21 protein-coding genes are annotated in these 20,583 nt (G+C 67.4%); 12 read left to right on the top strand and 9 right to left on the bottom strand.

Translation table 11 applies throughout. The annotated features are described in order from the left end of the window. The first annotated feature begins 157 nt into the window (after positions 1 to 157). The 4 genes from I1A62_RS32565 (at position 158) to I1A62_RS32550 (ending at position 4,404) form a co-directional block, all read left to right on the top strand. Positions 158 to 1,015, top strand: coding sequence for an SDR family NAD(P)-dependent oxidoreductase (locus I1A62_RS32565; RefSeq protein WP_124392112.1), 858 nt, complete (start codon positions 158 to 160; stop codon positions 1,013 to 1,015). A 65-nt stretch (positions 1,016 to 1,080) separates the two neighbouring features. Further along, the gene (locus I1A62_RS32560; protein ID WP_257890596.1) at positions 1,081 to 2,679 is read left to right on the top strand and encodes an amidohydrolase; all 1,599 of its coding nucleotides are present in this window, start codon (positions 1,081 to 1,083) and stop codon (positions 2,677 to 2,679) included. A gap of 47 nt (positions 2,680 to 2,726) precedes the next feature. Further along, complete coding sequence (locus I1A62_RS32555) at positions 2,727 to 3,149, top strand: ester cyclase (protein ID WP_219456420.1); 423 nt, start codon at positions 2,727 to 2,729, stop codon at positions 3,147 to 3,149. 34 nt (positions 3,150 to 3,183) lie between these two features. Beyond that, positions 3,184 to 4,404: an MFS transporter gene (locus I1A62_RS32550; protein ID WP_219456419.1), complete on the top strand. Its 1,221-nt coding sequence runs from the start codon at positions 3,184 to 3,186 to the stop codon at positions 4,402 to 4,404. Positions 4,405 to 4,409: 5 nt separating this feature from the next. On the opposite strand, the gene I1A62_RS32545 is transcribed toward I1A62_RS32550, so the two are convergent. Together I1A62_RS32545 and I1A62_RS32540 are read right to left on the bottom strand one after the other, a co-directional pair. Then, entirely contained in the window at positions 4,410 to 5,378 is a 969-nt protein-coding gene (locus tag I1A62_RS32545) for a helix-turn-helix domain-containing protein (protein WP_219456417.1), read from the bottom strand. Further along, positions 5,371 to 6,030, bottom strand: a complete 660-nt coding sequence (locus I1A62_RS32540) for a TetR/AcrR family transcriptional regulator (RefSeq protein ID WP_219456415.1) — start codon at positions 6,028 to 6,030, stop codon at positions 5,371 to 5,373. Before I1A62_RS32540 ends, I1A62_RS32545 begins: the two co-directional genes overlap by 8 nt. Positions 6,031 to 6,160: 130 nt before the next feature. Here I1A62_RS32540 and I1A62_RS32535 point away from each other — a divergent pair, with 130 nt between their 5' ends. Beyond that, a complete protein-coding gene (locus tag I1A62_RS32535) occupies positions 6,161 to 6,634 on the top strand; it encodes an SRPBCC family protein (RefSeq protein ID WP_219456413.1) in 474 nt (157 codons plus the stop codon). On the opposite strand, the gene I1A62_RS32530 is transcribed toward I1A62_RS32535, so the two are convergent. Next, positions 6,620 to 6,838, bottom strand: a complete 219-nt coding sequence (locus I1A62_RS32530; protein ID WP_219456412.1) for a hypothetical protein — start codon at positions 6,836 to 6,838, stop codon at positions 6,620 to 6,622. The two genes, I1A62_RS32535 and I1A62_RS32530, sit on opposite strands and share 15 nt — an antisense overlap. Before the next feature lie 297 nt (positions 6,839 to 7,135). On the opposite strand from I1A62_RS32530, the gene mmsB reads away from it, so the two are divergent. The 4 genes from mmsB to I1A62_RS32510 all read left to right on the top strand — a co-directional run bounded on the left by mmsB (position 7,136) and on the right by I1A62_RS32510 (position 11,436). Further along, a complete protein-coding gene (gene mmsB / locus I1A62_RS32525) occupies positions 7,136 to 8,062 on the top strand; it encodes a 3-hydroxyisobutyrate dehydrogenase (RefSeq protein ID WP_374710712.1) in 927 nt (308 codons plus the stop codon). A gap of 3 nt (positions 8,063 to 8,065) precedes the next feature. Then, on the top strand, positions 8,066 to 8,635 hold the full coding sequence (locus tag I1A62_RS32520; protein WP_219456410.1) for an adenylate kinase: 570 nt from the start codon (positions 8,066 to 8,068) through the stop codon (positions 8,633 to 8,635). Positions 8,636 to 8,704: 69 nt separating this feature from the next. Next, positions 8,705 to 10,207: an aldehyde dehydrogenase family protein gene (locus I1A62_RS32515; protein WP_124392103.1), complete on the top strand. Its 1,503-nt coding sequence runs from the start codon at positions 8,705 to 8,707 to the stop codon at positions 10,205 to 10,207. A gap of 14 nt (positions 10,208 to 10,221) precedes the next feature. After that, positions 10,222 to 11,436, top strand: coding sequence for a CaiB/BaiF CoA-transferase family protein (locus I1A62_RS32510; protein WP_124392102.1), 1,215 nt, complete (start codon positions 10,222 to 10,224; stop codon positions 11,434 to 11,436). 75 nt (positions 11,437 to 11,511) lie between these two features. Here the strand turns inward: I1A62_RS32510 and I1A62_RS32505 are convergent, their stop codons facing one another. Beyond that, on the bottom strand, positions 11,512 to 12,423 hold the full coding sequence (locus I1A62_RS32505; RefSeq protein ID WP_095863134.1) for a LysR family transcriptional regulator: 912 nt from the start codon (positions 12,421 to 12,423) through the stop codon (positions 11,512 to 11,514). Beyond that, positions 12,420 to 12,893 carry a MarR family winged helix-turn-helix transcriptional regulator gene (locus I1A62_RS32500; RefSeq protein ID WP_219456408.1) on the bottom strand — a complete coding sequence of 158 codons (474 nt, stop codon included), beginning with the start codon at positions 12,891 to 12,893 and terminating at the stop codon, positions 12,420 to 12,422. Before I1A62_RS32500 ends, I1A62_RS32505 begins: the two co-directional genes overlap by 4 nt. 131 nt (positions 12,894 to 13,024) lie before the next feature. On the opposite strand from I1A62_RS32500, the gene I1A62_RS32495 reads away from it, so the two are divergent. The 3 genes from I1A62_RS32495 to I1A62_RS32485 are packed head-to-tail and all read left to right on the top strand — an operon-like array spanning position 13,025 to position 16,031. After that, entirely contained in the window at positions 13,025 to 14,182 is a 1,158-nt protein-coding gene (locus I1A62_RS32495; RefSeq protein ID WP_219456407.1) for an isobutyryl-CoA dehydrogenase, read from the top strand. Further along, complete coding sequence (locus I1A62_RS32490; RefSeq protein ID WP_219456406.1) at positions 14,179 to 15,258, top strand: enoyl-CoA hydratase/isomerase family protein; 1,080 nt, start codon at positions 14,179 to 14,181, stop codon at positions 15,256 to 15,258. The genes I1A62_RS32495 and I1A62_RS32490 overlap by 4 nt, the downstream gene beginning before the upstream one ends. Continuing rightward, positions 15,255 to 16,031: an enoyl-CoA hydratase gene (locus I1A62_RS32485; protein WP_219456405.1), complete on the top strand. Its 777-nt coding sequence runs from the start codon at positions 15,255 to 15,257 to the stop codon at positions 16,029 to 16,031. Before I1A62_RS32490 ends, I1A62_RS32485 begins: the two co-directional genes overlap by 4 nt. Positions 16,032 to 16,089: 58 nt before the next feature. On the opposite strand, the gene I1A62_RS32480 is transcribed toward I1A62_RS32485, so the two are convergent. From I1A62_RS32480 to I1A62_RS32465, 4 genes are all read right to left on the bottom strand, one after another. Next, on the bottom strand, positions 16,090 to 16,920 hold the full coding sequence (locus I1A62_RS32480; protein WP_124396453.1) for an IclR family transcriptional regulator: 831 nt from the start codon (positions 16,918 to 16,920) through the stop codon (positions 16,090 to 16,092). A 134-nt stretch (positions 16,921 to 17,054) separates the two neighbouring features. Continuing rightward, complete coding sequence (locus I1A62_RS32475; protein WP_219456403.1) at positions 17,055 to 18,578, bottom strand: aldehyde dehydrogenase (NADP(+)); 1,524 nt, start codon at positions 18,576 to 18,578, stop codon at positions 17,055 to 17,057. Between the two features lie 42 nt (positions 18,579 to 18,620). Continuing rightward, positions 18,621 to 19,121, bottom strand: coding sequence for a flavin reductase family protein (locus I1A62_RS32470; protein ID WP_124396451.1), 501 nt, complete (start codon positions 19,119 to 19,121; stop codon positions 18,621 to 18,623). A 17-nt stretch (positions 19,122 to 19,138) separates the two neighbouring features. Continuing rightward, a complete protein-coding gene (locus I1A62_RS32465; protein WP_219456402.1) occupies positions 19,139 to 20,476 on the bottom strand; it encodes an NAD(P)/FAD-dependent oxidoreductase in 1,338 nt (445 codons plus the stop codon). Positions 20,477 to 20,583: the final 107 nt, after the last annotated feature.

Genomic DNA, 20,583 nt, shown 5'->3' with positions numbered 1-20,583 from the left:
CCTCCAGGATTCTTTTCATCTATCCACTTGACTAGTTCTACAGCACGGGGCATATTTGTGCCACCGATCACATCTATCCATCTGGATATTTTGCATCTGTTCGTTCGCGGTCCGGTCGGCCGCACCACTGCCCTCGGCACGCAGAAGGACCCCCACCATGACGAATACAGCAGACAACGAACCGCAGGCCACGCTCGCTGACCGGGAGGCGTCCGGCGCAGTCGCCATCGTCACCGGCGGTGGGAGCGGGATCGGTGCAGCCACCGCGCAGGCGCTCACTGCCGCCGGCTGGTCGGTGGTGATCTGCGGACGGCGTGCGGACGCGCTCGAGCGGGTGGCCGACGCCACCGGGGCACATCCGATCGTCGCCGACACCACCGACGCGGCCGCCGTAGCCCGCCTCGTCGAGAGCACCGTCACTCGCTTCGGGCGCATGGACGGACTGGTCCTCAACGCCGGAATCGTCCGGCCCGGCCCGGTCGGCGAATTGTCCGACAGCGATTGGGCGGCAATGGTCGAGACGAACCTCACCGCGCCCTACCGTCTGCTGCACACCGCCCTGCCGCACCTGGTCCGGAACGGCGGGGCGGTGGTCGGGGTGTCCTCGGTCAGCGGGCTGCGCGCCTCGGGCGGAACCCCCGGCTACAACGCCACCAAGGCGGGACTGAACATGCTGCTGCAGTCGGTCGCCGTCGACTACGGGCCACAGGGCGTGCGCGCCAACGTCGTCTGCCCCGGTTGGACCCGCACCGAGATGGCCGACGAGGAAATGGCCGAACTCGGCGGTGAACGCGGCCTCGACGCGGAGCAGGCCTATCGTCTCGCCTCCGCACTCGTCCCGCTGCCGCGGCCCGCGCACGCTGCCGAAGTCGCTGCCACCATCGCGTGGCTGCTCTCCCGCGCCGCCTCCTACGTCAACGCCGCGGTGCTGCCAGTGGACGGCGGGCACAGCGCGGTCGACGTAGGCACCGTCGCCCTCGACCCACGATTCTCGCTCGCCGTCTCCATGTCCTGATGGACCACATCCGCACAGTACGAACTGCTCACTCGACGCCCTACCCACGATGGAAAGAAGAACCGATGCCAACCGCGTTGCTCAATGGCCGCATCTACACCGTCGACCCGGCCACGCCCTGGGTGCAGGCCGTTCTGATCGACGACGGCATCTTCACGGTCGTCGGGTCCGACGACGACGTCCGTGACGCAGCCCCGGAGGGAACCGAGTTCGTCGACCTCGACGGTCGCATGGCGATGCCCGGGCTGCACGATGCCCACACCCATCTGCTGTTCAGCGGGTTGAAGTTTCGCTACGAGGCTCGTCTGACACCGGGCGGCTCCCCGCAGGAGATCGTGCACGACCTCAGCCACTGCAGATGCGCCGAACTCGTCGACGAGGACGTACAGCCCTGGATCGTCGGCGGCGAGTTCGTGCCCGCCGACTTCGCCGCGGGAGAACTGGACCGCAAATTCCTCGACGAGGCGTTTCCCGATCAGCCGGTCTTCCTGTACGACTACACCATTCACCACGCCCTGGCCAACACCACCGCACTCGACCTCGCCGGGCTCTCCGCCGACTCGGTGGACCCGCCCGGTGGCCGGCTGGTCCGCCGGGAAGGGACGAACGAGCTGACCGGGGAACTCGTCGAGCAGGCCCGCTGGCCCGTGATGCGCGCCATGTCCGATTATCGTGCCGGCATCTACCGTGACGCCGTCGGCTGGGCCGCGTCGGTGTGCCATCAATACGGCATCACGTCCGTGCAGGAAGCCTCCGCGTCCCCGCAGGCGCTCGCGGCCTACCGGGACCTCGACCGGGACGGCGCACTGAACCTGCACGTTGCCGCACACCTGGTCTGGAAGGAGGAGGGTTTCGGGATGGCCGATACCGCCGAACTCGACCGCACCATCGCCGAACGAGCGGCATTCGCCAGTGAACACTTGGACACCGGACGCATCAAGATCTGGCTCGACGGGTCGCCCCTGCCGCCGCACATGACCCAGGCGGACCTCGACGCACACGGCACCGTCGACCCTACCAACATTCTCGTCGACGAAGATCAACTCACCGAGGTGCTGCGCGGATTCGACGCGGCCGGATTGTCGGTGAAAATCCACTGCGCCGGTGCGGGTTCCGTGCGGGCCGCACTCGACGCCTTCGAGACCGTCCGCCGGACCAACGGCACGGGCGGCCCGGCCCACGAGATCGCGCACTGCCCGTTCATCCACGACGACGACTACAAGCGATTCGGTCAACTCGACATGATCGCCGAGATGTCGCCCGCAATCTGGCATCTCGACATTCCCGGGCACGACGATGCGTTCAAGTTCCGCACCATCCTCGACTCGGGTGCCACGATGACCGTCGGCTCGGACTGGATCATCACCCCGAATCCGAACCTGTTCCCGGCCCTGCAGGGCATGCTGCAACGCGGAGACGAGACCGTCGACCTCACCACCGCCGTGCATCTGATGACCCTCGGCGGCGCACAGGTCGTCGGCCGTGATCACGTGCAGGGCACGATCACCGCCGGGAAGTCCGCCGACCTGATCGTGCTCGACCGCAACATCTTCGAGGTCCCGCCCGAGCAGGTCGGATCCACGCAGGTGCTGCGGACCCTCTTCGAGGGGCGCATCGTCTTCGACACCGACGCATCGACCCCCGCCGATCTGCATCGGCCCTGAGCGCAATACACCCCTTCCGACTGTTGACCAAACCTGGAGGATCCACCGTGTCCAACCCTGATTTCGACACCGTCGCAGCCTTGTACGAGGCGTGGAACACCCGAGACATCGCGGCCTGGGTCGATTCGTTCACCCCCGATGCAACCTGGACGAATCTGCCCACCGGAGAGGTCCACGCCGGTCACGACGGGATGGCGGACAACTACCAGCGCTGGGACGGGCCGTTCCGCGACGGAACGTGCGAGAAGCTCACCTTCGCCGGGGGCGACGGGCTGATCGTCACCGAGTTCGTTGCCGTCGGCACCCACACCGGCCCCCTCACGACCCCGGACGGAGAGGACATCCGCCCCACCGGTCGCACACTGTCGGTTCCCTTCTGCGACATCCACCGGGTCGAGGACGGCCGGATCGCTTCGACCCGGCGGTATTGGGATCAGCTCACCGTCCTCACCCAGCTCGGACTGCACTGAGCCTGGACTTCCTCCACTCACGAAGGACCACCCGATGCCCCACACTCTCGACGATCGACGCACTCCCTTCGACAGCACCGATCCCAACTCCAAGGGACGCGTGGCACTGATCGTTCTCTTCTCCTCCGTTGTCGGCATGCTCCTGCTGATGGCCCCCGCCGTGGCAAGTCAGCTCCAACTTCAGCTGGGCCTGAATCCCTCACAGACGGGCGACTTGTTCTCGGCCGAACTCGGTTCGATGAGCTTCGCCTCGATCCCCGCACTGTGGTGGATGAAGAAATTCAACATCCGGACGATGTCCACGATCTTCGGCGTGATCTTCATCGCCGGCAACATCAGCTCCGCGTACATCGACGACTACGGCACCCTGCTCGCCGTACGCTTCCTGACCTCCCTCGCGGGCGGGTCACTGATGGTCCTGTGCATGTCGCTCGCCGCACAGACCCACGACCGCAACCGCGTGTACGGACTGTGGGTGATGGGGCAATTGTCCTTCGGGGCAATCGGATTGGCGGTACTTCCGCACTTCTTCGACAACTTCGGAATCGGCATCGTGTACTGGACCCTCGCCGTGCTGATGATCCTCGTTCTGCCGCTCGCACGATTCCTGCCGGAGCGTAACGTCACGGCCGGCCACGCCGGCACAGACGCGACCGGACCGACACGCAACTACGTGCTGCGCGCCGCATTCGGGCTCGTCGCGGTGCTCGCCTTCTACGTGAGCCTCAGCGGAATCTGGACGTTCGTCGGCGGTGTCGCCGCTGCATCCACCATCGGCACCGAAACCTCGAGCGCGATCTTGTCGATCGCCACCGTCCTGGGTATCGCCGGTTCGGCACTGGCCACCGTCCTGGGCGCCCGGCCGAGCACGAGAACCAACCTTCTCGTCGGGTATGTGGCGATGACCCTGTCGGTCGGTCTGCTCGCCGGAATGCCGGGACTGCTCCGATTCACCATTGCAGCACTGCTTTTCAAGTTCACCTGGACGTTCATCCTCCCCTACATCATGTCTACCCTGTCCGGACTGGACCGGTCGGGACGACTGGTGAACCTCGCCAACATCGCCATCGGCGGCGGCTTCGCGATCGGCCCGTTCATGGGAGGCCGCCTCGTCGAGAGCGCGGGCGGATACGGAACGTTGATCGCGGTCAGCGCCGCGGGACTGGTCCTGTCGCTGGCACTGATCATGGCTGCCCAGCCCCGGCGGACCACTGCGCCTGCCGTCACCACCCCGGTTCCGCAGATGGCCGAGTAGGGCTCTCAGTCGACAGGCTGATCGAGAGCACCGCCGGCCGACCGATAGCGGCCGGCGGTGACTCCGAAACGCGCCTTGAACAACCTCGAGAAATGCGCCGGGTCGGAGAACCCCCAACGCGCTCCCACTGCGGCCACCGGGAGGTGGCAAAGTCGCGGGTCGAGGAGATCTCGCCGGCACTGCTCGAGTCGGCGTTCTCGGATCCACCCGCCCACGGGGGTGCCGTCCGCCTCGAAGATCTTCTGCAGATGCCGCACCGAAATATGATGCGCGGCAGCGACCATCGCCGTATCGAGGCCCGGATCCGTCAGATGCTCCTCGATGAACGTGCCGACCCGGACGCGGAGGGCCGTGTGCCGCGATTCGAGCGACAGGCTGTCGGTGATCTGCAGTTGCTCGGCGAACGCCGCGGCGAGCACGTCGAGGACCGCGTCGTTGAGATGCACCGCCACCGCGGGCTCGGTATCGAACACCCGCTCGCCCAGATCCTTGACGAACGGCGCGACCAGGGCGCCCATGCCTTGGCGACCGGAGATCCGCCGTGCCGTGAGCTCCGCTATCCCGGCGGGCGGAATCCGCAGCAGCTCGCGCGGGAACATCATGACCAGCATCCGGAACCGGTCGTCGAACGAGAGTTGATAGGGCCTGGTCGTGTCGTAGATCGCGAAGTCACCGGGGGTCAACGCCGCCTCGCGGTCGTCTTGCGTCAGCACGCAGTAGCCGCGGACCTGCAAACCCACCTTGTAGAAACCCGGATCGCTCGCGCGGATCGTCCTCGGGGTGCGGCGCACCGTGTGCGCCGAGGCGACAACCTCGGCAACCTGGACCTGACCGAGGGAGGTGCCATGGATATAGCCCTCGAAATCGGTATCGGGGGCGATCGACGTCTCCAAGGGGACGAAACTGTCGGTCACCGACTCCCGGAACGTGTCGAGATCGAGTGATCGATCCCGGCGTTCGACAATCTCACCCATAGCTGACTCGGTCCTCGATGCCGGCGCACAACTGCGTCGCCGGTTCCGACGAGGAGGGCGACACGCTTCGTCCGGAACTGTTCTGCCGGAGCAGTTCCCGAAGATGGGCGAGAGCCCTCTCGGTCAGCTCGGGGGGACCGAGGGTGATCTGATGGAACACCAGGCCATCGGCGGCCACATAGATGAGGTGACTCAACGCCGGGTCGGGGTCCATCCCGGCGCACTCGAGTTCGAGCTGCAGCCGGTCGACGTACGCCCGGTAGATCGCCTCGACGTAGGGGCGCAACTCCGGCCGGCGCCGAGATTCGAGGATCAGCTCGTATTGGAAGGCGAGGTCGTCGGGGTTACTTTCCACCATCGTCGCCAATCCGGCGAAGACGGCGTCGAGGTCACCACTTCCCGGACGGGTGCTGATCGAGGTCACGCTGTTGTCTACGGAGAACTGCAGCGCCGCCTCGAGCAACGCGTCGCGGGACCCGAAGTGATGCGCCACCAGCCCGTGCGCGACACCGGCCTCACGCGCCACCGCCCGATACGTCAATTTCCGCAGGCCCTGCTCGGCAACCACACGCACCGCCGCGGCCAGGAGGGCGGTGCGCCCCTCCCCGTAGCGGGGCGTCTGCCGGGCTGAGCCCTCTTCGGAGACGGTCATCGCGGTAACTCCTCGCTGTCCACTTGGCCAGTTTCACGAGAAGTGTAAACGCCGGACAGCTCGCTGTCCAGATGGACAGATTTTGATTCGAACTGACTCTCGCGAGCACCCTCGGCCCTAGACTCGGCCCATGGGAAGGACCGACCGCGCCAGCCGGGTGATCGCGGCATCACCGGCGACCGTGTACGACGCCCTGCTCGATCGGGAATCCGTCGAGGCCTGGTTGCCGCCGGAGGGCATGCGGGGTCGGATCGAGCACTGGGACCCCCGGCCCGGTGGCGGGTTCCGGATGATCCTGACCTACCTCGACCCTGCCGAAAGTCCCGGCAAGAGTTCGGCGGCGACGGATGTCGTCGACGTCGGGTTTGCAGCCCTGGTGCCGCCGGAGCGGGTGGTGCAGCAGGCGGTGTTCGAGGCCGACGACCCGTCGTTCGCGGGCACCATGACGATGACCTGGCAACTCACCCCCACCGGTGGCGGGACCGAGGTGACCGTCACCGCCACGGACGTGCCACCGGGCATCAGCCAAGCGGACCACGAGGCCGGCATCGTGTCCTCACTTGCCAACCTGGCGTCGTATGTCGAGACGTCAGGTCGCCAGTGAGGCGGGTTCACGCCGGTAACAGCGCGAGCAGTTGACGGTGGGACACCTCGTCGCGGTCGGTGTCCGGGCGGTCGCTGCGCTGCGAGCACGCTGGAGGGTGTCGACGGCGAGGGCGACGGACTCGCACTGGCCGAGGGTGTAGTCCTCGTTCTCGATCGAGAGCGGTCCGGAATAGCCCGCGTCCCGGAGTGAACTGCTGGGCAATGCCGAGACCCGCCCCGATCAGGACGAGCCGTCGGATCCAGCGCACCCCCAGGTCGATGACGCCCGCGGTTTTCGCCTGCTCCGAAGTTGCCGGGGGCGATGGTCCGGCAAGTGTGACGCATCGCAAGCCCGAGCGACCGCGGCGATGCAATTTTGCACATCCCCTGTGCAGGTTCGGTGATTCCGCGATCGTCCCCGCGCGGGCACACTCGAAACCGTTCCCGGCGGAGAGCGACGCACAGCGGCCCGCTTCCCGGGATTCACCCACGACCTGTTGTTCGGATCGATGCCCCGTGCGTGGAACGTCGGCAACCACAAGGAGTACAGATGAGCAAGATCGCTTTCCTCGGGCTCGGAAACATGGGCCTGGGTATGGCCACGAATCTGACGCGAGCCGGCCACACGGTCGTCGGATTCGATCCCTCCCCGGCGGCCGCGGAGAAGGCGAAAGCACACGGAATCGCCTTCGCTGACAGTGCCGTCGCCGCTTCCGAGGATTCCGACGTGATCATCACGATGCTGCCCAGCGGCAAGCACGTGCTCGACGTCTACGCCGACCTGGTCCCGGCTGCGCGGGCGGGAACCCTGTTCCTCGACTGCTCGACGATCGATGTCGCCGATGCGCGGGCCGCCGCCGAACTCGCCGTCGCCGCCGGTCACAGCGCCGTGGACGCCCCCGTCTCCGGCGGCACCGTCGGTGCGGACGGCGGAACCCTCACATTCATGGTCGGTGGCCCGGCCGACGCGGTGGACCAGGCTGCCACGTTCCTCGACGCCATGGGGTCCCGCATCGTCCGATGCGGCGACGCCGGCGCCGGACAGGCCGCGAAGATCTGCAACAACATGATCCTGGGAATCTCCATGATCGCCGTCAGCGAAGCTTTCGCGCTGGGCGCCAAGCTGGGCCTGACCGACCAGGCACTGTTCGACGTCTCGTCGACCGCGTCCGGTCAGTGCTGGGCACTGACGACCAACTGCCCGGTCCCCGGGCCGGTGCCGACCAGCCCCGCCAACCGCGACTACGCCGGCGGATTCGGGAGTGCGTTGATGCTCAAGGATCTTCGCCTCGCGCAAGCCGCCGCCACCGACAACGGGGTGGACACCTCGCTCGGACGGCGTGCGACCGAACTGTACGAACAGTTCGTCGCTCAGGACGGCCCGGGCCGTGACTTCTCCGCGATCGTGACGGCGATCCGTTCCGGCGCCTTCGACGCGAAGGCATGACCCGTGCGCATCATTCTGACAGGACCGCCCGGAGCGGGTAAAGGAACTCAGGCTCAGTCGCTTTCGTCGGAACTGCAGATCCCGCACATCTCGACAGGCGATCTGTTCCGCAGCCATATCGCGCAGGGCACGGAACTGGGCCTGCGAGCGAAGTCGTTCCTCGATGCAGGCGACCTGGTGCCGGACGACGTCACCATCGGGATGGTGGTGGGGCGACTCGCCGACGACGACACGACCGCCGGGTTCATTCTGGACGGCTTCCCCCGCACCGTGGCTCAGGCAATCGCCCTCGACGAAGTCCTGGCCGAGCAGCTGATCCAAATCAACGCTGTTCTCGACTTTTCGATCGCGGACGATGCGGTCGTCGGGCGGATGCTGGCCCGCGGACGCGCCGACGACACCGAGGACGTCATCCGTCGACGTCTGCGGGTCTATCACGACGAGACCCGCCCGCTGCTCGACTACTACTCGGCACTGCTGCTGACGGTCGATGCGGACGGGGAGGTCGACGACGTCTACGCCCACGCGATCGACGCGCTGTCCGAGCGCGGAAGTGTCGCGCCCACTCCCTAGCACTGCCCCCATTGCTTCCGTCTTCGCTGCACTCGCAGCAGAGCTATCCCTTATCAAGGAGATTCCGACATGACCTCCACTCAGCCCACACTCGCTGATCTCGCGATTCCCGAAGCCCGCGACTACCCCATGTTCGTCGACGGCGGTTGGGTCGAAGCCCGCTCCGGCGAATGGACGGACGTGACGACCCCGGTCCTGCGTGAGCACGTGATCGGCCGCGTCCCGTCGTCGAGCACCGAGGATGTCGATCGGGCGGTCCGCGCGGCGAACAAGGCGTTCCCGCAGTGGCGTTCCCAGCACTTCACCGCACGGGCCCGGATCCTGGCGAAGATCGCCGACGCCATCGACGCCCGCTCCGAGGAACTCGCACGGCTCACCGCCCTCGACACCGGCAACGCGCTGCGCACCCAGGCCCGCCCCGAGGTCGCCACCCTGGCGAACCTGTTCCGCTACTTCGCCGGCGTCGCGGGTGAGATCAAGGGCACCGTACTGCCTGCAGGCGACGACCAGCTGCAGTACTCCCGGCAGGAGCCGCTCGGCGTCATCGGCGCCATCCTGCCCTGGAACTCCCCGCTGATGATCGCCGGCTTCAAGATCCCCGCGGCCCTCGTCGCCGGCAACACCGTCGTCGTCAAGGCCGCCGAAGCCGCACCGCTCAGCGTCCTGCTGCTCGCCGAGATCTGCGCCGAATACCTGCCCGCCGGTGTCCTCAACGTCCTCACCGGATCCGGCAGGGTGGCCGGTGAGGCGCTCGTGCAGCACCCGGACGTCCACAAGGTCTCCTTCACCGGTTCCACCGAGGTCGGCCGACACGTGGCCCGCGAAGCCGGCGGCCGCCTGGCCCACGTCTCCCTCGAACTCGGCGGCAAGAACCCGTCCATCGTGTTCCCCGACGTCGACGTCGACGACGACTTCATCAACCAACTGCTGCTCTCCACCCGCGTGCACCGGCAGGGCCAGAGCTGCACCGCCGGCTCCCGCCTGTTCCTGCACCAGGACATCTACGACCAGGTCCTCGACCGACTCGTCACCACCCTCGCCGGCCTGAAAGTCGGTAACCCGCTGGACGAGGCGACGGACATGGGCGCCATCATCAACGACAAGCAGTTCGCGTCGGTGAACGGATTCCTCGAGGACGGCCTGAGCTCGACGAAGGTCTCCACAGTCCTCGACGGCTCCCCCGACCGGATCGGCAACACCGACGGCTACTACATGGGACCGACCGTCTTCTCCGGCGCCGACAACACCTGGCGCCTGTCGCGGGAAGAGATCTTCGGACCCGCCCTGGTCGCGATCCCGTGGAACGACCACGCCGACGTCATCTCGATGGCCAACGACTCGCACTACGGTCTGGCCGCGTACGTGTGGACGCACAACCTCGACCTGGCCCTGTCCACGGCCCACGCACTCGAAACCGGGTGGGTGCAGGTCAACCAGGGTGGCGGCCAGATGGTCGGCCAGTCCTACGGCGGATACAAGCAGAGCGGCCTCGGCCGCGAGGTGTCCCTCGAGGGCATGATCGCCGGCTTCACCCAGACCAAGCAGGTCAACGTGCGCCTGCGCACACTCTGAGGAGGGAACGCATCATGACTGTCGGACCTCTCAACGACATTCTCGTGCTCGACGTTTCGCGGGCACTGGCCGGACCGATCGCCGCGATGATGCTCGGCGACCTCGGCGCCCGCGTGATCAAGGTCGAAGCCCCGGGCACCGGCGACGACTCCCGCACCTGGGGACCGCCGTTCGTCGGGCCGCAGGACGACCCGCAGTCGTCGTACTTCATGTCGGCGAACCGGAACAAGGAATCGATCGTGCTGGATCTGAAATCCGAGCACGGCAAGGACGCGCTACGACGCCTCATCCGGCAGGCGGACGTGCTGATCGAGAACCTCAGGCCCGGCGCCTTCGACCGCCTCGGGTTTTCGCCGGAGGTGCTCGAAGAGCTCAACTCGCGGCTGATCACGTTGTCGATCACCGGGTTCGGGCACGACGGGCCGGAAGGATCGCGTGCGGGCTACGACCAGATCGCCCAAGGCGAGGCCGGTCTCATGTCGGTGACCGGAGACCCCGACGGGGAACCCACGCGCATCGGTGTGCCGATGGCGGACGTGCTCGCCGGTGTCCACGGCACCGCCGGAGTGTCGGCGGCGCTGGCGGCCCGGGAGAAGACCGGCAAGGGCATGGTGGTCCGGACGTCCCTGTTGGCCGCCGCGGTCAGCGCGCACACCTTCCAGGGCACGAAGTGGACCGTCGGCGGCCAGGTCGCGCAGCGGTCCGGCAACCACCATCCGCAGATCGCCCCGTACGGCAGTTTCCGCTGCGCGGACGGCTACGTGCAGATCGCGGTCGGCAGCGAGGCGATCTGGGCGAAGTTCGCCCCGGTGGCCGGCCTGTCGGCCGACGACCCGCGGTTCGCGGTCAACCGTGACCGGGTCGCGGCCCGCGATGCACTGATCGCCGCCATCGAGGCCGACTTCGCCGGCCGCACTCGGGTCGACGTGCTCGCCGCGCTCGAGGCCGCGGGTGTTCCCGCGGGGTCGATCCGGACGATCGACGAGGTGTACGAGTGGGAGCAGACCCGCAGCCAGGGACTGCTACTCGAGGTCGAGCACCCGGTGGTGGGACCCGTGCAGTTGCCCGGTCCGTCCTTGCGGATGGAATCGGCACGCGGCGACTCGCTGGTGCGCGCCGAGCACGCTGCACCACCGGTGCTCGGGCAGCACACCGAACAGATCCTCGACTGGCTCGACGCAGTGGACGCCGCCGATCCGCTCGACACCAAGGTGCCCGCGCAGGCGTGAATTCGGCAAGAGTCCGCCTGGCACACCGGTCAGCGGCGTTGCGGGAGTCTGCGTCCTGCAACGCCGCCCCGGGGACTACCGGGTCGGGACCAGTTCGTCTCGACGACTGAGCGCCTCTTCCTGGATCGCTTGCCGGACAGCCTGTACCGCAGGATTGGTCAGGCTTTCGCGGCGAGCGGCCAGGGAGAAGGCGAGGCGGACGTCGACGGTGTCGGGCAGGATCCGGCGCAGATCGGCGTGCTGGTCGGCCATGAACGCCGGCAGCAGTCCGATACCGCCGCCGCACCGGGTGGCCGCGACGTGAGCGAAGATGTTGGTGGACATGAATTTTGCCGCGACCCCGGGCAGATGCCGATTCAAGTCGAGATCCCCGACCTGCAGCAGGGAATCGACGAAGAAGACCAGCGGGTGCGCCGTCAGCTCCTCGATGCTGCCGGGTTCACCGTAGTCGCGGAAATACTCTTCGCTGCCGTACAACCCGAGCGAGTACTGGCACACGCGTTCGGAGACCAGCCGACTGGTGATCGGTGTCCCCACCGCGACGGCCAGGTCGAACCCCGATTGATAGAGGTTGAGTTGCCTTGTATCGGTGACCAATTCGACGACGAGATGCGGATGATTCATTCTCAGCTTAGCCAGCGCCGGAGCGACGAACAACGAGCCGAATCCGTCCGGGGCGGTGATCCGGACCGTTCCGCGGAGTGGATTCTCACTGATGCCGAGGACCACGTCCGCAGCTTCCTGAACGGCTTCCTCGATCTGTTGCGCCTTCTCCGCGATCGATCGGCCGACATCGGTCAACTCCCACCCGTCGGCACTGCGCTGCAGCAGTCGGACGCCGAGGACCTTCTCGAGCGCGCGCACTCGCCTCGAGACGGTGGTGTGATCGACGCCCAGGTCCATCGCCGCGGATTGGCGACGACCGGTGCGCGCCACGGCGAGCAGGTACCGCAGATCATCCGAGCGAATGTTGCGTACGTCGATCACGGCCGGCCCTCCGACATTTCGGCGGCCGCGGTCGATGCCCGCCGGGTTGCGGTGAGTAACTGTTGCAGACCCTCGTGGAGACGGTGCATGTCCTGCGGGTCCGCGAGAGCGACGCCGTCGAGGGCTCGGCTCGCCGAGGCCCCCACCTCGAGGCCCTTGTCGGTGACCGTGACGAGGGTCGAGCGACGATCGGAGCGATTGATCGTCCGCACGCACAGCCCTGCCTCTTCGAGGCCGTCGACGAGCGTTCCGATGGTGGTCGGGTGCCGGTCCAGGGCACGGACGATCCGCACCATCGGCAGGGGGCCATTCGCGGCGACCATCATCGCCAGGACCTCGTACCGGGCGAAGGACAGGCCGAGTGGGCGCAGCGTGGAGTTGAGGTGATGGGTGATCAGCTTCTGCGTCTGCAGGACGGCGGCGATCAGCGCCGTGGTCGGCGCCGGGTGTGGTGGTTGCGTAGTGGCCACCGGTAGCCTCCTCGTGGTTCGTACTCGGGCATCCAATGAACGACCACTTTCGGGTCACATCCCACTGGCAATTTACATGGATATCCAACTATAGTACTTCCAACTACCCGAACCTGAAAGGGTCGATTTGTATGTTCACCTTGACCGATGACGAGCGGGCGATCAGTGACACGGCCCGTGATTTCGCGGCCGAGCATCTGGCGCCGCATGCTGTGGAGTGGGATCAGACCAAGCATTTCCCGGTCGATGTGCTGCGGAAGGCGGCCTCGCTGGGGATGGGCGGGATCTACATCCGCGAGGACGTGGGCGGCTCCGAGCTGACCCGGGTGGATGCGGCCCGCATCTTCGAGCAGCTCGCGAAGGGCTGCCCGTCGATCGCCGCCTACATCTCCATCCACAACATGGTCACCTGGATGATCGACAAGTTCGGCACCGACGAGCAGCGGCACACCTGGGTGCCGGGACTGTGTGCGATGGATCAGCTGGGCAGCTACTGCCTCACCGAACCCGGTGCGGGCTCGGATGCGGCGGCGTTGAGCACCAGGGCGGTCCGCGACGGCGACGACTACGTTTTGAATGGGGTCAAGCAGTTCATCTCCGGGGCCGGCACGTCGGAGGTGTATGTGGTGATGGCCCGCACCGGCGACACCGGGCCGCGCGGGATTTCGGCGTTCATCGTCCCGAAGGATTCGGCGGGGCTGTCGTTCGGGCCGAACGAGGTGAAGATGGGCTGGAACGCCCAACCGACCCGGCAGGTGATCTTCGAGGACGTGCGGGTGCCGGCGGGCAACCTCCTCGGCACCGAGGGCGGCGGGTTCCGGATCGCGATGGCCGGCCTGAACGGGGGCCGGTTGAACATCGCCGCCTGCTCGGTCGGCGGCGCGCAGACCGCGCTGGAGCGGGCCGTCGCGTATCTGGCGGACCGCAAGGCGTTCGGGTCGTCGTTGCTCGAGTCGCAGGCGTTGCAGTTCCAGCTGGCGGACATGCGCACCGAACTCGAGGCGGCCCGGACCCTGTTGTGGCGGGCGGCGGCCGCGCTGGAGGAGGGGGCCCCGGACGTGGTGGAGTTGTGTGCGATGGCGAAGCGGTTCGCCACCGACACCGGCTTCGAGGTCGCGAACAAGGCGCTGCAGCTGCACGGCGGGTACGGCTATCTTGCCGAGTACGGGATCGAGAAGATCGTCCGCGACCTGCGGGTGCATCAGATCCTCGAGGGCAGCAACGAGATCATGCGGGTGGTCATCGCCCGCAGCGTCGTGGCGGGACACGGGAAGCAGGGAGCGGCATGACAGACGCGGCAACAGCGACGGACGAGGTTCTGATCGGCAAGCACGGTGGTGTGGGCCGGATCGTGTTGAACCGGCCGAAGGCGATCAACGCCCTCAACCACGCCATGGTGGCGCGGATCGCCCCGGCACTGGAGTCGTGGGCGGGGGACGACGCGGTGCGGGCGGTGCTGATCACCGGCGCCGGGGAACGCGGCCTGTGCGCGGGCGGGGACATCGTCTCGATCTACCACGACGCCAAGGACGGGGGCACCGGGTCGCGGGAGTTCTGGCGGGACGAGTACATCCTCAACGCCGCGATCGCGAACTACCCGAAGCCGTATGTGGCGATCATGGACGGCATCGTGATGGGCGGCGGGGTCGGGGTGTCGGCGCACGGCAGTGTGCGGATCGTGACCGAGCGGTCGATGATCGGGATGCCCGAGACCGGGATCGGGTTCGTCCCCGACGTCGGCGGCACCTACCTGCTGGCCCGTACCCCGGGGGAGCTGGGCACCCACATCGCGCTCACCACGGCACGGCTGAGTGCCGGGGATGCGATCGCGTGCGGGTTCGCCGACCACTTCATCCCGTCCGGGAAAATCGACGCGTTCGTCGAGGCGCTGTCGACTTCGTCGGTGGAGGAGGCGTTGGCGGAGTTCACCGAACCGGCCCCCGAGTCGGATCTGCTGGCGCAGCAGGGTTGGATCGACGCCGCGTACTCGGCGGACTCCGTTGCGGAGATCGTGGCCCGGCTGCAGGCCAGTGGGGTGCCGGAGGCGGCGAAGGCGGCCGGGCAGGTGTTGGCGAAGTCGCCGACCGCGTGCGCGGTCACCCTACGGTCGCTGCGCCGGGCCCGGGTCGCGGGCAGCCTCGAGGAGGTCCTCAACGAGGAGTTCCGGGTGTCCGTGGCGTGCCTGGGTTCGGCCGATCTGGTCGAGGGGATCCGGGCGCAGGTCGTCGACAAGGACCGCAACCCACACTGGTCACCCGCGACGATCGACGAGGTGACCGACGCCGCCGTCGCCACATTCTTCGCACCCCTCGGCGACCTCGAACTCGGCCTCACGGCCCCTACGACAATCGGAGATCAGCAGTGACCGACTACGACACCATCCTCCTCGACCGCAAGGGCCGGGTCGGAATCATCACCCTCAACCGCCCGAAAGCGCTGAACGCGTTGAACTCCCAACTGCTGCGCGAACTCGTCACGGCAGTCGAGGAACTCGACACCGACAGCGACATCGGCGCGATCCTCATCACCGGCTCCGACCGGGCGTTCGCCGCCGGCGCCGACATCAAGGAGATGCAGACCAAGTCGTACATGGACGTCTACCTCGACGACTTCTTCTCCATCGGCGACCGCATCGCCGCCGCCCGTAAACCCATCGTTGCCGCAGTGGCGGGATACGCCCTCGGCGGCGGGTGCGAACTGGCAATGATGTGCGACATCCTGCTCGCCGCCGACACCGCCAAGTTCGGTCAGCCCGAGATCAAACTCGGCGTCATCCCCGGCATCGGTGGCTCACAGCGCCTCACGCGCGCCGTCGGCAAGGCCAAGGCGATGGAACTGTGCCTGACGGGCCGGAACATGGACGCCGAGGAGGCCGAACGAGCCGGACTCGTCGCCCGCATCATCCCGGCCGCCGACCTGTTCGACGAGGCGCTGGACACGGCCACCACCGTCGCCGAGATGTCGCTGCCCGTCGCGATGATGGCGAAGGAAGCGGTCAACCGCGCCTTCGAAACCACCCTCACCGAAGGACTCCGCTTCGAACGACGCGTGTTCCACTCGACCTTCGCCACCGAGGACCAGAAGGAAGGCATGGCCGCGTTCGTCGAAAAGCGGTCACCGACGTTCACCCACCGGTAGTCCCCCAGCCCGACCCGAACACCCCGCACCGAGCATCCGGTGCGGGGTGTTCGTGGGTCTAGTCGGCGGCGTCTCGCCAGAAGACGTCGATGAGGCGGTCGACGATCTGCTGCATCTGCTGGAGGGCTTCGGGGATCCGGTCGCGGCCGAACCGGTACCGCGGACCGTTGAGGGTCAAGATCGCGACCAGGTTTCCGGCGGGGTCGCGAATCGGGCGCGAGAGGGACAGCAGTTCTTCCTCGAGCTCGTTGTCGATGACACCGAAACCCTGTTCACGGACCTGGTCGAGTTCCCTCAGCAGAACTTTCCGGTCGGTGATGGTGTGCTCGGTGAAGGCCTCGAGCTTCTCCGGCAGCAGTGCGACGAGCTTCTCCAGCGGCCACTCCGCGAGCAGAACCTTGCCGGTCGAACTGGCGTGCAGCGGGTATTGGCGTCCGACCATGTCGTTCGCCATCCGGGACATGATGCCGACGACGTGCGATCCGGAGGCCTCGGCGATCAGATCGAGACCGTCGTTGGAATTGGGCACCGACATGGTCACCGATTCGTTGACCTTGTCGGCCAACTCCTGCAGCAGCGGCTGCGCGCGGGCAGCCAGACCCGCGTACGGGTCGGCGTGCCGGCCCAGCCGGGCCATCTCCCATCCGAGGATGTAGTTGTTGTCGACCCGGTCCACGAGGCCGGTGCGCTCGAGGCTGTAGAGCAGACGGAACGCGGTGGGCCTGGAGATCTTGACCGCTTTCGCCAAAGTGGTCACCGTCGCACCGGTTTTCGGCTGGGCCGCGATTTCCCGGAGCAGCCGGACGGCTTTGGTCACCGACTTGTTGGCGATCTCCGCGGGCTCGGCGGCTTCTCCCTCGACGTATTCGGTAGCCTCGGGCTCGGTCATGGCACCCCCTTGCTCTCCGGTGCGCCCCGCCTCGACGTGACGCGTTCTCACGTCCACCATACATGCAAAGTGTTCAATAAGTGAACGCTCATGGTGTGCGGTGGACCCGATCACGTCGAGGTGGGGGTCGGAGATCAGGAGTGCGAACGCCCCCAGTTGGCCGATTCGCCCGCGGCGTTGACCGCCTGCGGAACCTGGAGGGGGTTCCGGTCCTGGACGGGCGCCGGAATCAGGGCCTCGGGGGCGTCCTGATACGTGACCGGACGGAGGAAGCGTCGAATAGCGGTGGTGCCCACCGAAGTATGCGCGACCGCGGTGGTTGCGGGGTACGGGCCACCGTGATGCTGGGCGTGGGTGACTGCGACGCCGGTGGGCCAGCCGTTGAAGACGAGTCGGCCGGCGCGGGTCGCGGCGATCCGGGTGATCCTGCGGAGTTCGTTCTGCTCCTCGGGTGTCGGCTCGGTCCGGGTGTGGACGGTCACGGTGAGGGTGCCGTCGACACGGCCGAGGACGCGGTGGACTTCGTCCTCGGTGCCGTATTCGGCGATGATCGCGGCGGGTCCGAAGCTCTCTTCGAGCAGCGTGTCGGCGTGGGCTCCCAGGTGTTCGGCGGTGGTGCGCAGCAAGGTGGGGCTGACCTCGGGGACGCCGCTCTCGCCGGTCGACGCGGTGCCCTTGACCAGGACCTCGACACCGGGCACGGCGGCGGTGTCCTCGATCCGGTGGTGGTAGCCCTCGGCGATCTTGGCGGTGAGCATCCGGGCCGCGGGAACCTGCTGGGTGAGGGCGGTGATGCGGTCGGTGATCGGCGAGCCGGTGGGGACCAGCAGGATGCCGGGCTTGGTGCAGAACTGTCCCGCGCCGAGGGTGAACGAGGCGACGAAGCCGGTGGCGATGTCTTCGGCCCGCTCGTCGAGGGCGCCGGCGGTGACGACGGCCGGGTTCACGCTGCCGAGCTCACCGAAGAAGGGGATCGGGATGGGGCGGGCGGCGGCGATGTCGAACAGGGCCCGGCCGCCGGCGACGGATCCGGTGAACCCGGCTGCCGTGATCCGCGGGTCCTTCAGCGCGCGGACGCCGGCCTCGAATCCGGTGATCAGCGCGAAGACGCCCTCGGGGGCACCGGCGGTGGCCAGTGCGTCGCGGACGATCGCGGCGGTGGCCGCGGAGGTGCGGGGGTGACCGGGGTGTGCCTTGAGGACGACCGGGCAGCCGGCGGCCAGTGCCGAGGCGGTGTCGGTGCCTGCGACGGAGAACGCGAACGGGAAATTGCTGGCGGCGAAGACCAGGACCGGACCCACCGGGATCTGGTATCGGCGCAGATCGGGGCGGGGGCCGAGGACGAAGTCCGGGTCGGCACGGTCGATGATCACGTCCAGGAAGGTGCCGTCGATCAGTTCCTCGGCGAACATGCGCAGTTGGACGCTGGTGCGCTTCATTTCGCCGGTCAACCGGCCCTCGGGCAGTCCGGTCTCCTCGACTGCGACGCCGACCAGTGCCGAGGCCTGCCCTTCGAGGGCGTCGGCGACGGCGGTGAGGATGGTGGCCCGCTCGTGCGGTGCGCGGTCCGCCCAGTACGTGGCCGCGCTCGTGGCGGCGGCGAGGACGGTTTCGAGTTGTTCGTCGGTGGTGTCGGCAAGGTGCGTGGTGTCGGTCATGACGTCCTTCTGTCGGAGATCGCGGAGGTGGTGGGCGTGCGGTCAGGCGACGGCGGGTTCGCGGTATCCGCCGAGGCGGCCCTTGTGGAAGACCAGCGGTTCGCTGTCGCCCGCGGCGTCCATCTGCAGGACCCTGGCGATGACGATGACGTGGTCGCCGCCGTCGAGTTCGTGGGTGACCTCGCAGTCGATCCAGGCGTGCGCTCCGGCGATCCGGGGTGATCCGGCCTCGGACAGCGACCAGTCGATGTCGGCGAACTTGTTGGGCTGTTTGCTCGAGAGCGCGCGGCAGACCGACTCCTGCCCGTCGGCGAGGACGCTCGCGCACAGCCGTCCGGCGGCGCGGACCTTCGGCCAGCTGGTGGAGGTGTGGGCCACGCTGAAGCTGACGAGCGGCGGCTCCAGTGACAGGGACTGGAAGGTGCCGACCACCAGGCCGCAGGGGTATTCGGCGGTGGGGGTGATCCCGGACAGGGCCACTACTCCGGTCGGGAGGTGTCCCATCACGCTGCGGTAGTGCGTCTGGTCGATGGTGCTGAGCATGGTGGCTCCTTGTCGGGTCATGCGCCGGCTGGGCTGCCGGTGAGTTGGGGGGTCAGGGTGTCGGTGATGTCACGGGAGGTGTGCAGGGCGCGTTCGATGGCTCCGTCGATGAAACCGGGCCACAGGTTGGCGGTGTCGCTGCCGGCGAAGTGCAGTACACCCTCGGTGCGCTGCTGTCCGTCCAGGTAGCGAGTGAGCTGGTTCGGTCGGTGCATGAGCCAGGTTTCCCGCGAGTGGGGATCGGCCATCCAGTCGTGTCCGGTGACCTCGAGTACTTCCAGGTCGTCGCGCCAGACTGTGAGTGCCCGGGTGACCGCGTCGATGTCTTCGGGATGGAGGCGGGTGGCGTCCGCGCCGAAGCCCACGAGCACGGCATCGCTGTCACCGACGTACTCGGTGCGCACCACCGCGAGCGGATGGTCGGCCGACGAGTACGCGGCGAACGGGGCGATCGGCCCGCGCACCCGGATCCAGACCTTCACACCGCGCGACGCGACCTTCTCGCGGGCCGCGGCGCGTTTTTCCGCGTTCAGCGGTGGTTGCACGTCGAGGTCGCCGAGGACGTTCTGCGGCAGCGTCAGCACGACACGTCGCGCCGAGATCCGGCGCCCGTCGCTGGTCTGCACGTCGGCGCCCTCGGGATGGTGGTCGATGCGGCAGACCTCGGCCTGGGTTCGGATCTCGGCGCGGCCGTCCGCGGCGAGCGCCGCGACCAGTGCCGCGGTTCCCCCGCTGAGCCGGAACACCGCCGAGGCCTCGTGCATCAACTGCCACGATCCGGCCGTGGCGGCGGTCCACCGCAAAGCGCTGGTGAAGGCACCGTCGGCGAGAGGTCCGTTGAAATGGCCGATCCAGGCTGCCTCATTGGCGTGATACTCGTCGTCGCCGAGGCGGAGTTCGTCGAGCTTGTCCTGAACGCTGAAGCCGTCGATCTCCGAAAGATCGGCCCGGGCCTTCGGATTTTCGGCGGGCCGGGGAAGCCAGGACATCGTCGCGGCGGTCAGCCGGCGCATTCCCGGTTCGATCAGCTCGAGATAGTCGTCGATGCTGCCGGTGCGTATCCGGTCGCCGGCAAGCCAGTAGACCTGCTCGGGACGGGGACCGCGGGTGATGGGCAGCCCGTAGCGGGTGATCTCGGCCCACACGTGGGGCTGCAGCCAGTGCACCCAGGTTCCGCCGATCTCCAGGTCGCGGCCGAGCCGATGGTCGGTCCATACTCGGCCACCGAGTCGGGGACGTGCCTCCAGCACGATCACCCGCAGACCTGCCCGGGAGAGTTCCCGGGCGGCAACGAGGCCGGAGATACCGGCACCGACGACAACGACGTCGGTATTCTCGCTGACTTCGGACCCCATGGCCCCTCCCTTCGATAGATATACGTTCAATATATGAACGTTTCGTTCAATTTTTGTGACACTGATCATGCGTCCCAGGTCACAATCTGTCAAGACGGGAGGCGGGT

This window comes from Rhodococcus sp. USK10 (assembly GCF_019378875.1).
In the GTDB taxonomy this organism is placed as follows: Bacteria; Actinomycetota; Actinomycetes; order Mycobacteriales; family Mycobacteriaceae; genus Rhodococcus_F; species Rhodococcus_F pseudokoreensis.
This window is presented reverse-complemented; position numbering and strand designations above follow the sequence as displayed.

Excerpts from the sequence above, each read along its gene's own strand:
- I1A62_RS32565 (WP_124392112.1), top strand. The coding sequence starts at position 158 with ATGACGAATACAGCAGACAACGAACCGCAGGCCACGCTCGCTGACCGG.
- I1A62_RS32560 (WP_257890596.1), top strand. The coding sequence starts at position 1,081 with ATGCCAACCGCGTTGCTCAATGGCCGCATCTACACCGTCGACCCGGCC.
- I1A62_RS32550 (WP_219456419.1), top strand. The coding sequence starts at position 3,184 with ATGCCCCACACTCTCGACGATCGACGCACTCCCTTCGACAGCACCGAT.
- I1A62_RS32545 (WP_219456417.1), bottom strand. The coding sequence starts at position 5,378 with ATGGGTGAGATTGTCGAACGCCGGGATCGATCACTCGATCTCGACACG.
- I1A62_RS32540 (WP_219456415.1), bottom strand. The coding sequence starts at position 6,030 with ATGACCGTCTCCGAAGAGGGCTCAGCCCGGCAGACGCCCCGCTACGGG.
- I1A62_RS32535 (WP_219456413.1), top strand. The coding sequence starts at position 6,161 with ATGGGAAGGACCGACCGCGCCAGCCGGGTGATCGCGGCATCACCGGCG.
- I1A62_RS32515 (WP_124392103.1), top strand. The coding sequence starts at position 8,705 with ATGACCTCCACTCAGCCCACACTCGCTGATCTCGCGATTCCCGAAGCC.
- I1A62_RS32510 (WP_124392102.1), top strand. The coding sequence starts at position 10,222 with ATGACTGTCGGACCTCTCAACGACATTCTCGTGCTCGACGTTTCGCGG.
- I1A62_RS32495 (WP_219456407.1), top strand. The coding sequence starts at position 13,025 with ATGTTCACCTTGACCGATGACGAGCGGGCGATCAGTGACACGGCCCGT.
- I1A62_RS32490 (WP_219456406.1), top strand. The coding sequence starts at position 14,179 with ATGACAGACGCGGCAACAGCGACGGACGAGGTTCTGATCGGCAAGCAC.
- I1A62_RS32480 (WP_124396453.1), bottom strand. The coding sequence starts at position 16,920 with ATGACCGAGCCCGAGGCTACCGAATACGTCGAGGGAGAAGCCGCCGAG.
- I1A62_RS32475 (WP_219456403.1), bottom strand. The coding sequence starts at position 18,578 with ATGACCGACACCACGCACCTTGCCGACACCACCGACGAACAACTCGAA.
- I1A62_RS32470 (WP_124396451.1), bottom strand. The coding sequence starts at position 19,121 with ATGCTCAGCACCATCGACCAGACGCACTACCGCAGCGTGATGGGACAC.
- I1A62_RS32465 (WP_219456402.1), bottom strand. The coding sequence starts at position 20,476 with ATGGGGTCCGAAGTCAGCGAGAATACCGACGTCGTTGTCGTCGGTGCC.